The organism is Paenibacillus sp. HJGM_3, from assembly GCF_045062745.1.
Taxonomy (GTDB): domain Bacteria; phylum Bacillota; class Bacilli; order Paenibacillales; family NBRC-103111; genus Paenibacillus_AA.
In genome coordinates, this window is record NZ_JBJGED010000012.1 from 12,960 (window position 1) to 27,397 (window position 14,438).

The 14,438-nt window shown below is 55.4% G+C and carries 14 protein-coding genes; 13 read left to right on the forward strand and 1 reads right to left on the reverse strand.

Annotated features, from left to right (window positions below; translation table 11 throughout):
• Window positions 1-54: 54 nt before the first annotated feature.
• The 12 genes from ACI5FR_RS14800 to ACI5FR_RS14855 all read left to right on the forward strand — a co-directional run bounded on the left by ACI5FR_RS14800 (window position 55) and on the right by ACI5FR_RS14855 (window position 12,313).
• Window positions 55-990: a GDP-L-fucose synthase family protein gene (locus tag ACI5FR_RS14800; protein WP_405455473.1), complete on the forward strand. Its 936-nt coding sequence runs from the start codon at window positions 55-57 to the stop codon at window positions 988-990.
• Window positions 987-2,330: a glycosyltransferase gene (locus ACI5FR_RS14805; protein WP_405455475.1), complete on the forward strand. Its 1,344-nt coding sequence runs from the start codon at window positions 987-989 to the stop codon at window positions 2,328-2,330. Before ACI5FR_RS14800 ends, ACI5FR_RS14805 begins: the two co-directional genes overlap by 4 nt.
• A 42-nt stretch (window positions 2,331-2,372) precedes the next feature.
• Complete coding sequence (locus ACI5FR_RS14810) at window positions 2,373-3,668, forward strand: glycosyltransferase 61 family protein (protein ID WP_405455477.1); 1,296 nt, start codon at window positions 2,373-2,375, stop codon at window positions 3,666-3,668.
• A 65-nt stretch (window positions 3,669-3,733) separates the two neighbouring features.
• Window positions 3,734-5,047 carry a glycosyltransferase 61 family protein gene (locus ACI5FR_RS14815; protein ID WP_405455479.1) on the forward strand — a complete coding sequence of 438 codons (1,314 nt, stop codon included), beginning with the start codon at window positions 3,734-3,736 and terminating at the stop codon, window positions 5,045-5,047.
• 58 nt (window positions 5,048-5,105) lie between these two features.
• Window positions 5,106-5,315 (forward strand): DUF4214 domain-containing protein, encoded by a 210-nt coding sequence (locus tag ACI5FR_RS14820; protein ID WP_405455481.1) that lies wholly within the window; start codon window positions 5,106-5,108, stop codon window positions 5,313-5,315.
• 22 nt (window positions 5,316-5,337) lie between these two features.
• Window positions 5,338-6,615 carry a glycosyltransferase 61 family protein gene (locus tag ACI5FR_RS14825; protein ID WP_405455483.1) on the forward strand — a complete coding sequence of 426 codons (1,278 nt, stop codon included), beginning with the start codon at window positions 5,338-5,340 and terminating at the stop codon, window positions 6,613-6,615.
• Window positions 6,612-8,129, forward strand: a complete 1,518-nt coding sequence (locus tag ACI5FR_RS14830; RefSeq protein ID WP_405455484.1) for a glycosyltransferase 61 family protein — start codon at window positions 6,612-6,614, stop codon at window positions 8,127-8,129. The genes ACI5FR_RS14825 and ACI5FR_RS14830 overlap by 4 nt, the downstream gene beginning before the upstream one ends.
• A 25-nt stretch (window positions 8,130-8,154) precedes the next feature.
• Window positions 8,155-8,979, forward strand: a complete 825-nt coding sequence (locus ACI5FR_RS14835) for a class I SAM-dependent methyltransferase (protein WP_405455486.1) — start codon at window positions 8,155-8,157, stop codon at window positions 8,977-8,979.
• Window positions 8,980-9,112: 133 nt separating this feature from the next.
• The gene (locus ACI5FR_RS14840; protein ID WP_405455488.1) at window positions 9,113-10,111 is read left to right on the forward strand and encodes an alpha-1,2-fucosyltransferase; all 999 of its coding nucleotides are present in this window, start codon (window positions 9,113-9,115) and stop codon (window positions 10,109-10,111) included.
• A gap of 19 nt (window positions 10,112-10,130) precedes the next feature.
• Window positions 10,131-10,925, forward strand: a complete 795-nt coding sequence (locus ACI5FR_RS14845) for a DUF4214 domain-containing protein (RefSeq protein ID WP_405455490.1) — start codon at window positions 10,131-10,133, stop codon at window positions 10,923-10,925.
• A 40-nt stretch (window positions 10,926-10,965) separates the two neighbouring features.
• On the forward strand, window positions 10,966-11,595 hold the full coding sequence (locus ACI5FR_RS14850) for an FkbM family methyltransferase (protein ID WP_405455492.1): 630 nt from the start codon (window positions 10,966-10,968) through the stop codon (window positions 11,593-11,595).
• 10 nt (window positions 11,596-11,605) lie between these two features.
• Complete coding sequence (locus tag ACI5FR_RS14855) at window positions 11,606-12,313, forward strand: hypothetical protein (RefSeq protein WP_405455494.1); 708 nt, start codon at window positions 11,606-11,608, stop codon at window positions 12,311-12,313.
• A 29-nt stretch (window positions 12,314-12,342) separates the two neighbouring features.
• On the opposite strand, the gene ACI5FR_RS14860 is transcribed toward ACI5FR_RS14855, so the two are convergent.
• Window positions 12,343-13,155 (reverse strand): class I SAM-dependent methyltransferase, encoded by an 813-nt coding sequence (locus ACI5FR_RS14860; RefSeq protein ID WP_405455496.1) that lies wholly within the window; start codon window positions 13,153-13,155, stop codon window positions 12,343-12,345.
• A gap of 258 nt (window positions 13,156-13,413) precedes the next feature.
• Between ACI5FR_RS14860 and ACI5FR_RS14865 the strand changes: the two genes are divergently transcribed.
• A complete protein-coding gene (locus ACI5FR_RS14865; RefSeq protein ID WP_405455498.1) occupies window positions 13,414-14,436 on the forward strand; it encodes a mannose-1-phosphate guanylyltransferase in 1,023 nt (340 codons plus the stop codon).
• Window positions 14,437-14,438: the final 2 nt, after the last annotated feature.

Below are 14,438 nucleotides of genomic sequence, written 5' to 3' on the forward strand. Positions count from 1 at the left end.
GGAACCGAACGCGATCCATCGCTTGGCTGAATGACGAATAGTCGGGAGGGACCTATGGATATTGCGCACAAACGTATCGTCGTGACCGGGGGATCCGGATTTCTCGGGCAGCACGTAGTCATGAAGCTGCACGAGCTGGGTTGCGGGCTCGTCTTCGTCCCGAGAAGCAAGGAGTTCGATTTGAGGGTGGAAGCGGACATCGTCCGCATGCTGCATACTTATAAGCCGGATCTGATTCTGCATTTGGCGGCGGTCGTAGGCGGGATCGGGGCGAATCAGAAAAACCCCGGCAAGTTTCTGTACGACAACCTGATGATGGGGACCCAGCTCATCGAGCAGTCGCGCTTGTTCGGGGTGGAGAAATTCGTAGCCATCGGGACGATCTGCTCTTACCCCAAGCATACGCCAGTTCCGTTCCGGGAAGAGGAGCTGTGGAACGGATATCCGGAGGAGACGAATGCCCCCTATGGGCTCGCCAAGAAAATGATGCTTGTCCAATTGCAGGCGTACCGGCAGCAATACGGGACGAACTCCATCTACTTGCTGCCCGTCAATTTGTATGGCCCCGGCGACAACTTCGATTTGGAAAGCTCTCATGTCATTCCTGCGATGATCCGCAAGTTTCTCGAAGCCGGCGCCAGGGGAGACGACTCTGTCACGTTATGGGGGACGGGCAGCGCCACCCGGGAATTCATCTACGCCGAGGACGCGGCAGAAGGCATCGTCATGGCGGCCCGCGACTATGAGGAGATCGAGCCGGTGAACATCGGCTCCGGGCAAGAGATCTCGATCCGCGCGTTGGCGGAAACGATCAAGGAGCTGACCGGCTTCGGGGGCGGCATCGTCTGGGATACGTCCAAGCCGGACGGGCAGCCGCGGCGCCGGCTGGATACGTCGCGGGCCAAGGCGGCGTTCGGATTCGAGGCGCGGACGGACTTGCTCACCGGGCTCAAGCGCACGATCGCCTGGTACAAGGACTGGAGCCGATGAAGATCGGCGTTCACTTGGTGCATCTGCGTCCGGGCCGGATCGGAGGGGCGGAGCAATACGTTCGGAATCTGATCGAGTTTGCTGTCCGCAAACGATCAAATTGCGAAATGTATTTGTTCCTCCATCCGGACAATACCTCCACATTCCGGGAGGAGAACGGCAAGCTGCGAAAGATTGTAGTCAGGACGGATCGGGACTTGCATTCGCAGCTGCACCACTGGATCCGGGTACTGGAACTCGACATCTGGTTTTGTCCTCTGGCGGTGGTGGAACCCTATGCGGCCATTCCGACTGTAGTGACGATTCACGATATCCAGCATGAAATTTACCCTCGTTTCTTCTCCCCTGCGGAGTTGCAGAGCCGGAACCGCTACCTCCGGATGTCCGCCCGGTATGCCGACGCCATTCTAACCGTCTCGCAATATTCGAAGAAGACGCTGATCGAACAATACGGACTGCCGGACGATCGTATCCATGCCGTCCATTCCGATGCCGACCGGGTGTTCCAGGCCCGTCCCGACGAGCCAATGAATCGTCTTGTCAAGGCCAAATACAGGCTGCCGGAGCGGTACGGCTTGTACCCCGCCAACTTCTGGCCGCACAAAAATCACTTGAACCTGTTAAGAGCCCTTGTCGTGCTCCGGGACCGGGACAAACGAACGGTCTCGATGGTATTTACCGGGGATTGGCAATTGTCTGCCGAAGCCAAGGAGTACATTCAGGAGATCAAGCACTATATTCAGGCTCATGGACTCGGCGCTCAAATTTATTTCACCGGGTATGTCCCTCAGGAGGAAGTCCCTTATTTATACCGGAATGCGGAGTTCCTTGCCTTCCCATCGCTCTTCGAAGGGTTCGGGATCCCGCTTGTCGAGGCGATGAAATCGCGTTTGCCTATCGTATGCTCCAATGCCGCCAGCCTACCGGAGGTCGCGGGAGATAGCGCGCTGTTGTTCGACCCGGAGGATCCCTTCGATATTGCGGCCAAGCTGGTTGAAGTCCAGGACCCTTCGACCCGGGAGAGACTGATCCGAAGCGGAGAACGGCGCGCAGCCGATTTTTCTTGGGACAACACGACGGAAGTAACCTTTCATGTGTTCGACTCCTTATTGTCTGGAGGTATCGATATGCGAATCGCAAGAAAGCTGCAAATGATTTTTCAATTGGAAGGGTATGAGTTCGTGACCGAGCTATACAGGGAGTTCCTGAACCGGGAGCCCGATCCGGGAGGCCTTCAGGATCACGTGAACCTGCTCGCTTCCGGCATGCCCAAGATTAATATCGTGCTCGGCATTATGATGAGCCAGGAGGCGCAAAGCCTGTACAGCCGGGGTTACTAGTATTATCGCCGTGAGACTCGCGGCTCGGGGGAGGCCATCCGCATGCGTATCTCGGATAACCTGAAGCAGCTTTTGTCTCTAGAAGGCGCCGCTTACGTAGCGGAGCTGTACCGGCAATTGCTGGACCGCGAGCCGGATCCGGGCGGACACGCCCATCATACGGAGCTTCTCGAGGCCGGCATGAGCAAGCTGGAGCTGGCAGCCCGGATTTTGCAAAGTCCGGAGTCCATCGACCGCAATCATATGAATGACGAAGCCCCTCCGACCGGTTGGTACAGGGCGGTGGAGGATTGGTACAAGCATGCGAATCTTGCCTCCGCCCGATACATGCCGATCGAGTCGGGGCCTTATCCGGTTCCGGCGCATCCGAGAGGACTCGACGACCGGTATTTGGACAACTTCCAGGATTACCTCAGGCAGCGCACGCCATGGCCGCAGTTCGTCTGTATCGTTCCAGGGGGGAGGGCGGTAGGAAATCATGGGTCGGTCCTAACGCCGGATAGGAGGCTGCTGTGGGATATTTCGGCGGAATACAACATAGCGCCCGAGAGCCATTCCGTTCTGCAGCTTCGGCGGCTCCCTCCCATGACCTATCGGGCCGATACTGTCGCCGTTGTAACAACGGCCGGGCCCTACAACTATTTCCATTGGATGTTCGATGTGCTTCCCCGGTTCGAGCTGTTGAGACGATACGGGATCCACGTCGACGCCTATATGATCAATCGCGGTGACGGAGTGTATCCTTACCAGGACGAGACGCTGCACGCGCTGGGGATTCCGATCGAGCTGCAGATCAATTGCCGGTCAGAGACACACCTGAAGGCTAAACAACTTGTCGTTTCCTCGATGGCCGGATATTCCGGGCATCCGCCGGAGTGGGCCAGCCGGTTTCTTCGTCAAAAGCTGATGGTCGATCGGAACATCCAGCCTTTACCCGGCCGGCGCCGAATCTACGTCAGCCGCTCGGGCGCCGGTTATCGGCGTATTCTCAACGAAGCCGAGCTGGCCGGGACGCTCCAGAGTTTCGGGTTCACCACCGTATGGCTCGAACGATTAAGCGTGGCCGAGCAAGCCCAGTTATTCGTTTCGGCGGAGATGATCGTCTCCCCGCACGGGGCCGGGTTGACCAATCTGATTTTTTGCCAGCCGGGCACGAAGATTGTGGAGCTGTTGTCGCCTAACTACATCAACGGACTGTACTGGATCATAAGCGGGCATATGAAGCTGGAGTATTGGCATTTGGTTGGCGTTGCCGCATCTAATCTCTCGTACGAGGATTATTCCATTCCTATCGGAGCCGTCGAGCAAGTGATGCGAGCAATCGGTTGCCGGTGTTAGTGAAGGCTAGCTTACCCCAAATGAAAAACCTAGTACAACCCGGTTACTGAAGGAGGGGAGCTTGGTTGAGAATCGTAGAAGTCATGCGCGAGGTCCTGCAGCTTGACGGCCATGCCTTTATTGCCGAGCTGTACCGAGAGCTCCTATGCCGCGAACCGGATCCGGGCGGCCACCAGCACCATGTCGATTTGCTGGCAGCCGGAATGCCCAAGCTCGAGATGGTTGCAAGATTGCTGCGCAGTCCGGAAAGCATGGAACGCAACGGCTTTGAAGAGCTGCCACCCCCCACGGAGCTTTATCGCTCGACTCTGGATTGGGTGGATACGCTCCACTTGCCTCCCAGCGGGATTAACGCTTCCTACAAGAGCTTCGATTGCGGGCAAGAGGGGCTCCGATCCCAGCCGAAGGGAGAGGACGTTTCGTTCAAATGGAAATTTGAAATGACTCGGCAAACCAGCATGCCGCCTCCGCAATTCGTTGCCGTTATTCCGGGCGGACGAGTGATTGGGGAAAAAGGGGCGGTGATCAGCCCGGACAACAAGCTTCTGTGGGACGTTTCCATTGATTTCGACAAGGGAGGGTTCGATCATTCGATTTTCTCGGAAATACGCACCCCGCCCGTGAGGTATACAAGCGAGACGGTTGCCGTTCTCACCTCGAGCGCGAGCTACAATTACTATCACTGGACGTTCGATGTGCTAACCAGGATCGAGCTGCTGCGCCGCACAGGAATTCCGATCGACAAATATGCAATCAGCCGCCGTGGCGGCGACTTCTCCTTTCAAGACGAAACATTGGCGATCATGGGTATCCCGAAGGAAAAGCTGATCAAATGTGACGCCCGCACTCACTTGAGAGCGGAGACGCTCGTCGTTCCTTCTATGGCCGGCTATACGGGGCATATGCCGAAGCAGCTCTGCCAAGCGCTTCGCGAGCGCATCGTCTTGGATCGCGGACTTCAGCCGGTGAATGAATTCAAGCGGATCTTCATCAGCCGCTCTCGGGCGCCCCGGCGGAAAATGCTGAATGAGCCGGACGTGTTCCGATTGCTGCAAAACTATGGCTTTCGCAGCGTTGAATTGGAAGGGCTGACGGTCACGGAGCAGGCGAGGATCTTCCTCTCGGCAGAGATCATCGTGTCCCCGCACGGAGCCGGATTGGCCAATCTAGTCTACTGCACGCCAGGGACCAAATTGTTGGAAATCTTCTCGCCTAAGTACGTGCACCCTTGCTACTGGATTCTTAGCGAGCAGGCGGGGCTGGACTACTACTACTTAATGGGTGACGGAGAGTCGTCCATTCATAATTTCGGCAATGAGGATATCGTGGTGAATATGCGCGGTTTATCGGGTACCTTGGCCATGATGGGGCTGCATTAGCGAAGGCAGGTTCACCTTGTTTTGAAACTTACCTCTAATTGAAGCGGGAGGAATCGGGATGAGAATCGCAAGAAAGCTGCAAATGATCTTTCAATTGGAAGGGCACGAGTTCGTGACCGAATTATACAGGGAATTCCTTAATCGGGAGCCGGATCCGGGAGGCCTGCAAGATCACGTGAATTTGATGGCTTCCGGCATGCCTAAAATTAACATAGTCCTTGGAATCATGCTAAGCCAAGAGGCGCAAAACTTATACTATCGCCGCTAGTTTGTGGGAGGAGGGACCAACTTTGCGAATTAACGGGATCCTCAAACAGCTCATTGCTCTGGAAGGTGAAGCTTTCGTATCGGAAGTATACCGGCAATTGCTGGATCGCGAGCCGGATCCCGACGGACTGGCTCATCATACGGAGCTCTTGGCTGGGGGAATGAGCAAGATGACGCTTGTGGCCAAAATCCTTCAAAGCCCGGAGTGCAGCGACCGCAACCGTTTGGATGACCTCGCTCCGCCCAACAAATCGCTTGCATCGACGATAAATTGGGTTCACCAATCCGGTACAGGCTCTTGCACCTTATTCGAGTGGCACGCATACGACCAACCGGTCGAACCCAAGACAACGAGTGCCGAAATCCACCAAAACTTTCGGATTCCGATTGATTGGCCGCAATTTGTCGGCGTTGTCCCGCGCGGCAGGGTAGTAGGCCACCATGGATCGGTCATCACGCCGGACGGCGAACTGCTATGGGACGTTTGCGCCGATTACAGCAACCACACGCCTGAACTTCATCCCGTGATGAGCATCCCGAAGCTCCCGCCCATGACCTACCGAAGGGAAACGATCGCTTCGGTTTCGATCCCCTGGCATGCGAATTATTATCATTGGATGTTTGATGTCCTTCCCCGGTTCGAGCTGATCAGACGAAGCGGCATCCGTGTCGACTCCTATTTAATCAGCTCAGACCCATCAGTCGCCTTTCAGCAAGAGACGCTGAATGCGCTTGGGATTCCTCGCTCTGGGCTGATCCAGTGCGGGCCGGATACCCATATCAAAGCCGACAAGCTTGTGGTAACCTCTATGCCGGGTTTTGCGGGAAAGCCCCCGCTCTGGGCATGTCTGTTTCTTCGTCAAAAACTCATGCTCGACCGTCACGTCCACCCCGCACCAGGCCGGAGCAAACTGTATATAAGCCGGGCGGGTTCTACTTCACGGCGGATCCGCAATGAGCCGCAGCTGGCCGCCGTCTTGCAAGCCTATGGCTTTCAAGTTATCCAATTGGAGAAGTTGAGCGTCTCCGATCAAGCGAGGTTGTTCGCATCTGCGGACGTGATCGTCAGCCCACACGGAGCAAGTCTTACCAATCTGGTATTTTGCAGCCCCGGTACGAAAGTGATCGAGCTGTTCTCTCCTATTGCCATTCTTTCGTTGTATTGGCACATAAGCTGCAGTATGCGGCTGGACTACTATTACTTGATTGGGACCGCCGTCCATGGGCAGCACGGTGCCGATTACGACATCGATCTGAATGAAGTCCAAGTCTTGCTGAATAGGGCGGGATGTCACGTATGAGTCGATGCGCTGTTATTTTACAGTCCCTTTTCCGTTTGGACGACAGAGGATTCGTGACGGAGCTTTACAGGGAAATTCTCGAACGCGACCCGGATCCCGGAGGTCTGGCCCACTATACATCGTTATTAGCGGGAGGCCTATCGCGCCATGATCTGGTTGCCCGATTCCTTGTGAGCGAGGAATTCATTGCCCGCAGCGGGTTGCGGGATACGCTCCCGGTGCAGGGTACGTTTTGGACCACCGCCGAATGGTGGCAATCCGTGATGGGCTGTTCCGAGCATGCGGGTTACATGGAGTTTCCTAATGAAGAAAGCGTGCTTGTCACTCAACCCCAAACGATCGAATCCCGGGAACACCCGATGTTCGAGATTGTCCGGTCATGCAGCCGGCCGATGCAGCAATTCGTCGCATTCGTGCCGGGCGGCAGGGTTGTAGGGGCGAACGGGTCCGTGCTAACCCCGGACCACAAGCTGCTCTGGGATGTCTCCGTGGAATTCGTCAAGCCGAGGGTCCATACTCTGCACAGCAAGACGGAGCTGCCGAGGGCGACCTATATCCCGGAAACGGTGGCGGTGCTTACTTCCGACGTAAGCCAAAATTACTACCATTGGATGTTCGATGTACTGATCCGTGTCGTGCTGTTGAGACGGAGCGGGATGAAGATTGACCGATATGTGATCAGCCGGCGCAAGCATCTGAGGTTCCAAGACGAAACGCTTGCCGCGATGGGGATTCCTCCCGACAAGGTCATCGATTGTACGGAAGGTACCCATATCCGGGCCAAAATGCTGGTCGTGCCGTCCATGGCCGGTTATATGGGCAACCCGCCGAAATGGCTCTGCCGAGCTTTCCGCCAATTGATGGTGGAGGGGCGTGCGCCTGCGGCTGCAGGATATGATCGAATCTTTATCAGCCGTGAAGATGTTAACTACCGCAGAGTTGAGCACGAAGACGATCTTCTGGATGTCTTGGAAGGGTACGGGTTTCGGAAGGTCGTCCTTGATCGAATGTCCGTCTTGGAGCAGGCCGCCCTTTTCTCCTCGGCTCAAGTCATCGTATCCCCGCATGGAGCCGGATTGGCCAATCTGGTCTTCTGCAAACCGGGGACGAAGCTGCTGGAGCTGTTCGCTCCCGAATATGTGAATGCTTGCTACTGGTCCTTATGCGAGAAGGCGGGGATCGACTATTATTATTTGGTCGGGAATGGGGCAGTCCCCCCTGAGAATACGAATTCGCAAGCAAACATCGATGTTGATTTTCTCTCCGTCATACGGCTGTTGGACCGGATGGGCGTAGAACCGGCGGGACGAACGATCGCCGATATTCTGCAAACTGCGTTTCAAAGGGACGGATTTAATTATATAAAAAAATTGTACCGGGAGTTGTTAGGCCGGGAACCCGATCTACCGGGACTCCAGGATCATCTGCAGGCGCTCAGCACGGGCAAGTCCAAGCTGGCAACGGTTGAATCTTTTATGCGCAGCGAGGAAGCGCGCGAGCTATATCGGTATTAAGACCCTAAAAAAACGGAGGTTCGCTATGACGATTCAAGAGCGGATATCGGAAATCAAACAGAAGGTGGCGCCGATCCAAGGCTGGGTGTTCGATGAGGCGGGCGCGAAGCTGTATGAACTGGTACGCTTCCATACGCCTAACGGCACCGTAGTCGAGCTCGGATCGTGGAAAGGCAGGTCAACCGTCTGGTTGGCGCATGCGGTAATGGATCGAGGGGACGGCGTCGTGTACGCCGTGGATACATGGAAGGGCACGGCTACCGAGGAAGGGCATCAACAATTGTTAAGCGGGTACAAGGAAAATCAGCTGTTCGAGGAGTTTCGACGGAATTTGACCAACGCCGGCGTCTATCCGGGCGTGATTGCGATTCAAGGCGATACGGTGGAAGTGTCCAACCGGTTTCCCAAAAACTTGCCCATAGGATTGTTGTTCATAGACGCCTGCCACGATTATCCGGCGGTCAAAGAAGACTTCGAGAGATGGAGCCCTATGGTGGCAGAGGGGGGCTACATCGTATTTGACGATGTCCCTTCCTGGGAAGGTCCTACGAGATTCGTGGCCGAGCTGCCGCCTTCCTATAAAATCAGATCCATTCAGCATAATCAATGCATCGTGAAGAAAATGAAGGAATCGGACATCCGAATCGCCGACATCCTCCAGCATTTGTATCAAAAAGAAGGGCCGGCGTTCGTGGCAGAAGCCTACAAAGAGCTGCTGAACCGGGAGCCGGAAGAGGAAGGCTTGCTCGGACATGTGCAGTTGCTTGCCGGAGGCATGGGGAAGCAAGGGATTGTATCCGGCATTGTGCAAAGCGCGGAAGCGGCGCAGCTGTATCATCGGGGAAGATAAGGCTGTAAAGTCCCGGGATAGCGGCGCGGATCCTCCAGCTTGATTAAGCTTTTCACTGTCCACGAATTGGGGCTGGAGGATTCGCTTTGCTTTGCCGGTTCACATATATACCGAAAGACTGGCGGTGAGACCTATGAGTTGTGGGGACCGATTGCGGGAACTGTTTCAATTGGATGATGTAGGCTTCGTGACTGAACTATATAGGGAGTTTCTTGAACGTGAGCCCGAAGCGGAAGGCTTGGAAGGACATCTGCATTTGCTCCGATCCGGATTAACCCGCTACCAGATCGTCGCAGGTATAGCGGGAAGCCAGGAAGCTTTGCAAAAAATGAATGGATCCGAGCTGCCCGTTCTAGCGATGTCTACGTTGGGAGCGAATGGGAGATTCGGCAATCAGCTGTTTCAGTATGCGTTTCTTCGAGTGTATGCCAAACGTCACGGGCTCCGGGTCGAAACCTCCCCATGGATCGGCAGGTATCTATTCGGTTGCGCCGACCCTCCGATCTCAAGAGCTTGGCCGATGGTCACTCAAAGCTGGCAGGCCCCTCAAGACGATCACATCCCGCATTTAGTCCCGCCTCTCAGCAACGTGGATATATGGGGTTATTTTCAATATCACACATCGTATTACGCGCCCGACCGACAATTCATTCGATCTCTATTCGTCCCCACGCCGGCGGTGCGGGACCGGCTTCAGCCGGCGGTCCGACAGCTGAGATCGCTCGGCAAGACGGTCGTCGGCATCCATCTCCGCAGAACCGATTGCTATGTATTCACAACGCCCTCCGGATGGTACAAGCAGGTGCTGGCGGACCTTTGGCCTCGATTGGAATCTCCGGTTTTGTTTCTCGCGAGCGACGATCTGGACGCCGTCAGGTCCGACTTTACGCCCTTTCATCCCGTTACTTCCTGGGACCTGAACGTCTCCATGCCCGAGGCGGACTTTTATCCGGATTTCTATTTGTTAAGCCAATGCGACTATATGGCCATCTCCAACAGTTCCTATTCCTTCACCGCCAGTTGGCTGAACGATCGGGCGCAGTTGTTCCTGAAGCCGGATCCGAGAGCGGGCAAGCTGGTCCCTTACGATCCATGGAACTGCGAGCCTTTGTGGCATCCATTTACTTTTTAGGAAAGCGAGTGACGATAAAATGCATGAAGAATATACAATATGGGAGCAGCAAGGCAGGCCCGTTCCGCCTCCGCATGGAATCAAAATATGGGTTGTAAGGGAATACGGCGCGCGGTTCGGCTTGCGTACGCTTATTGAAACGGGAACGTTCCATGGGGACATGCTGCACGGAGTCAAATACCTCTTCGACCCCATTTACTCGATCGAGCTCGATCTTCATTTGCACGAAGCTGCTAAGGTCCAATTTGCTCCGTATGGGAATATTAAGCTGCTCCAAGGGGACAGCGGCGAAAAGCTCGGCCCGCTCCTCGCCAATCTCAGAGAGCCTGCCTTGTTCTGGTTGGACGGACACTATTCCGGAGGGATTACGGCCAGAGGCTCACGAGACACGCCGATCGTTCAGGAGCTGGAACACATCTTCCGCCATCCGATCAAGGATCACGTGCTGTTGATCGACGACGCCCGGTGCTTCGTGGGACAAGACGACTACCCCACAATCGACGAGCTCCGGGAAATCATTCATGGCTATGATCGGACCCTCCATTTTGAAGTAAGAAACGACATTATCCGAATTCATCGGCAGGAACCGGCAATCTCAGAAAAGGCGTTTCAACCGATGAGTCATCTTTTGCAGCTGGACGGGTATCCCTTTGTGACGGAAGTGTACAGACAATTTCTCAACCGGGAGCCGGAGCCTGAAGGGCTGCACATTTATGCGCAGCTATTGGCCGGCGGGATGCCCAAGCTGGAGATCATTGCTTCCGTCTTGCTGAGCGATGAGTCGAACTATCTGCTGCGTTCGTATCCCTTGTAGAGTTGCTGCTGAGCCAAATCTGAGACAAAGGAGTAATGTCATGATCTTGGATATTAGACAGCTGTTCCATGATTTCCGGATTACCCCCAAGGGGGTCATTCATATCGGAGCCCATGAGGGACAAGAGCTTCCTATCTATCTCGCCATGGGCTTTAACCGCATCTTGTTCGTGGAAGCGAACCCGAACGTATTCATTCGCCTGCAAGCCAACATTGGCGCCTTTCCCCAAGTAAAAGCCGTCCAATGCGCTATCAGCGACCGAAACGGCACGGAGGTCCTGCACGTCACGAATTTTGATGCCAGCAGCTCCATTCTGCCCCTGAAGCGGCATCTGGACATCTATCCAAGCATTCAGGAAGAGGCGCAAGTGGCCGTCACTTCTCGGACGTTGGATCTGCTCCTGCATGAGATCAATGAGCCGGCCGACCAATACAACTTCATCAACATCGATATCCAGGGCGCCGAGCTTCGCGCTTTGTCAGGGGCCTTAGCGACGCTGAAGCACATCGCGGCGATCAATTCGGAAGTGAATTTCGAAGAGCTCTACGCTGGCGGTGTCTTGATTCACGACCTGGATGCATTCCTGGCGTCCCAATCGTTTCACCGGGTCGCTGCCGCAGCGCCTCATCACCCTTCCTGGGGAGACGCTTTTTATGTAAAAGGTAGATAGGAGGAATTCTATGAGCGAAATGCATAGCTATGAACGTTCCTACCACTCCCAGAACGGCGAGGACGGAATCTTGCAGGAGCTCTTCACCAGAATCGGAGAGACGAATCGCTATTTTGTGGAGTTCGGGGTGGAGAACGGGCTTCAATGCAACACCTACTTTTTGGCGGCCCACCGAGGATGGTCCGGTCTTATGATGGAAGGATCGCCGCTCCTGTTCCCTCAACTTCAGGTTCATCTCGCTCCGTATCCCCAGGTCAAAACCGCTCATCATTTCATTACTAGAGAAAATATCGTTTCCTTGTTTGGCCTCTATGGGGTACCGCCCGAGCCGGATCTGCTGTCGATCGACATCGACGGCAACGATTATTGGGTCTGGCAGGCGCTGAGCGGCTACAGGCCGCGGGTTGTGGTGATCGAATATAATGCGGCCTACCCGCCGCCGCGCAGGATGGTTGTCCGCTACAATCCCGATTTCCAATGGAACGGGACCACCTATTACGGAGCCAGCCTCTCGTCGCTCGCCGAACTCGGCAAGCAGCTTGGATATGCGTTAATCGGAACCGACTCCCGAGGGGTAAACGCCTTTTTTGTGCGCAGGGACGTGCTGCCCTCCTCCGGCTTTCCCGAATTAACCGCAGGTCAGGCCTACAATCCGCCCGGCTATGGACTGCCCGGCATCGGTCACCCCCACGGGTCTGGACCGATTGTGGATGGATAAGGTTGCCTATGTAAGGCTGTTGATCACCCTCAACAGCCTTTCTTCCATAATGTGAGGCGGCTGGCGACGATTCGCTCGAAGTCTGCCTGTGTGAGCGACGGCCGATTGAAGTGCAGGCTCATGGAACGTGCCATATCGGCATTGCACGCGATCTCGAATACAGAAGGAGAGATCGAACGAGGCGTTAACAGATGCAGAGATGTCCCGTTGGAGTAAAGATTCAATCCGAACCGCTTCGCCAAATGGAATAAGGAATCGAGGGTATAGATCGAAATATGCTGTCCGCCGTCCAACGCATAGTACCACCATTCGCTAGGCAGCGGGCGATGAGCAGGCAGCAGCTCGGTGCTGAACAGAATGGAATCGGAATAGGCGAGAAGACGGTTCAATTCCGCGATCGGATGAGTGAAATGCTCGAACAACTCGAATGCCGTGATAAGCTCGTAACGCTCTCCCGTCGACAGATCGGCCTCCGCGCCCTTCGCGAACAGATTGGGGCAGAACGGATCATAGTGGCGGAAGTGGTACCCGGCATCCCGCATCAATCTAGTGAGAGTCCCATACCCGCCCCCATAGTCGAGGTACATCGCACCCGGATTCAAGAAAAGACCGATCAGCAGCTTGGTAATATCCGCATTTAGTATATTCCGGCTGAGCAGACCGATATCGCTGTCGATGATGGCGCTCGAGTAGGCTTCGTCCAGCCAATACGGAGCTTCGGTCTGGACGAAGCCGCACTGGGAGCATTGAAGATACGAGATTTGGTGTTTCTTCATGATGACCGCGTCCGCCATCCACCCGGACGGCGCCCCGCAGATGTTGCAGGTTCCCCCTTTCGACATGCAATCCCCTCCCTGACGATTTCAATGAACTTGCTCGTCCCCCGCACTTTCCTCAAAACGAAGCTAAGTTTAGTGTATGCCGGGTCTTCCCCGCTTGCTTGGACAAATCCTTCGCAACCTGTGGACAATAGCCAATTTCCCGCCAATCGGGTCAGTGTCCTATATCGTGTCCCAGCCTGTGCATAGTATATAAACATCTCGCATGCTACTAGAGCCAAGGTATGGATTGTGAGGCGAATCCGGCGAGGAGGATACAGGATGAAGATTCTAATCATGGCCGGAGGGAAGGGCACGCGCTTTTGGCCGAGAAGCGTGTCGGGCAAACCAAAGCAGTTCCTGGCCCTGACCGGAACCGAAACAATGATTCAACTCACCTATCGGAGGTTCCTCAAGTGGCTTCCGCAAACATCCGTCTACGTCGTGGCTCCGGTGTCTTACTTGGACATGATCGCTGAGCAGCTGCCTGAATTGAACCGAGAGCAAATCATTGTGGAGCCGGAGCAGAGGGACACAGGCCCCTGCATCGCCCTGGCGGCGATGCACTTTCTGAGCGGCGGACAGGATGAGGTGCTCGTGACAACCCCCTCGGATCAATACATTCCGGAAGACGGTCCGCTCCTGGAAGCTCTGAAGCTGGCGGAGGAGACGGCGAACGCCGGCCGCAACATCGTCACCCTCGGTATCGTGCCTACTCGGCCGGAGACCGGGTACGGGTATATCGAGGCGGAGGAGGAGGGCCGGGAGGCGAGGCCCGTCAAAGTCCGATCGTTCGTGGAGAAGCCTACTCTGGACAAAGCCGAGAAGCTTTTCACACAGTCGAACATGTACTGGAACAGCGGCATTTTTATATGGAAACCGTCGACGATCGCCCATTACATGCAGCTCCATCAGCCCCGGCTGTGGGAGCTCTTGAACCGGGATCCCGCGCATCCGGAGCTGGTCTACGGCAAAGTCCCGAAGCTTTCCGTCGATTACGCCATCCTTGAGAAGGCTGAAGCCATTTATACGATCCCCGTGTCGTTTCCGTGGGACGACGTCGGCACGTGGACCTCGCTCGAGCGCATATTCCCGCCCGATTCCGAAGGGAACGTCTCGATGGGGCACGTGCATACGCTCGCCACATCGAACAGCATTCTGTTCTCCGAGCACTTGCAGTCGGTTGTGATCGGGGTGCGGGACCTTATCGTCGTCTCCACGGAGGCAGGGCTGTTGATCTGCCATAAGTCCATGGAGCAGCAAATCAAGGACGTTATACATGCACTGGAGCACAAGGAGGAATAGCG

Excerpts from the sequence above, each read along its gene's own strand:
- ACI5FR_RS14805 (WP_405455475.1), top strand. The coding sequence starts at position 987 with ATGAAGATCGGCGTTCACTTGGTGCATCTGCGTCCGGGCCGGATCGGA.
- ACI5FR_RS14835 (WP_405455486.1), top strand. The coding sequence starts at position 8,155 with ATGACGATTCAAGAGCGGATATCGGAAATCAAACAGAAGGTGGCGCCG.
- ACI5FR_RS14865 (WP_405455498.1), top strand. The coding sequence starts at position 13,414 with ATGAAGATTCTAATCATGGCCGGAGGGAAGGGCACGCGCTTTTGGCCG.
- ACI5FR_RS14830 (WP_405455484.1), top strand. The coding sequence starts at position 6,612 with ATGAGTCGATGCGCTGTTATTTTACAGTCCCTTTTCCGTTTGGACGAC.
- ACI5FR_RS14850 (WP_405455492.1), top strand. The coding sequence starts at position 10,966 with ATGATCTTGGATATTAGACAGCTGTTCCATGATTTCCGGATTACCCCC.
- ACI5FR_RS14800 (WP_405455473.1), top strand. The coding sequence starts at position 55 with ATGGATATTGCGCACAAACGTATCGTCGTGACCGGGGGATCCGGATTT.
- ACI5FR_RS14810 (WP_405455477.1), top strand. The coding sequence starts at position 2,373 with ATGCGTATCTCGGATAACCTGAAGCAGCTTTTGTCTCTAGAAGGCGCC.
- ACI5FR_RS14855 (WP_405455494.1), top strand. The coding sequence starts at position 11,606 with ATGAGCGAAATGCATAGCTATGAACGTTCCTACCACTCCCAGAACGGC.
- ACI5FR_RS14860 (WP_405455496.1), bottom strand. The coding sequence starts at position 13,155 with ATGTCGAAAGGGGGAACCTGCAACATCTGCGGGGCGCCGTCCGGGTGG.
- ACI5FR_RS14820 (WP_405455481.1), top strand. The coding sequence starts at position 5,106 with ATGAGAATCGCAAGAAAGCTGCAAATGATCTTTCAATTGGAAGGGCAC.
- ACI5FR_RS14845 (WP_405455490.1), top strand. The coding sequence starts at position 10,131 with ATGCATGAAGAATATACAATATGGGAGCAGCAAGGCAGGCCCGTTCCG.
- ACI5FR_RS14840 (WP_405455488.1), top strand. The coding sequence starts at position 9,113 with ATGAGTTGTGGGGACCGATTGCGGGAACTGTTTCAATTGGATGATGTA.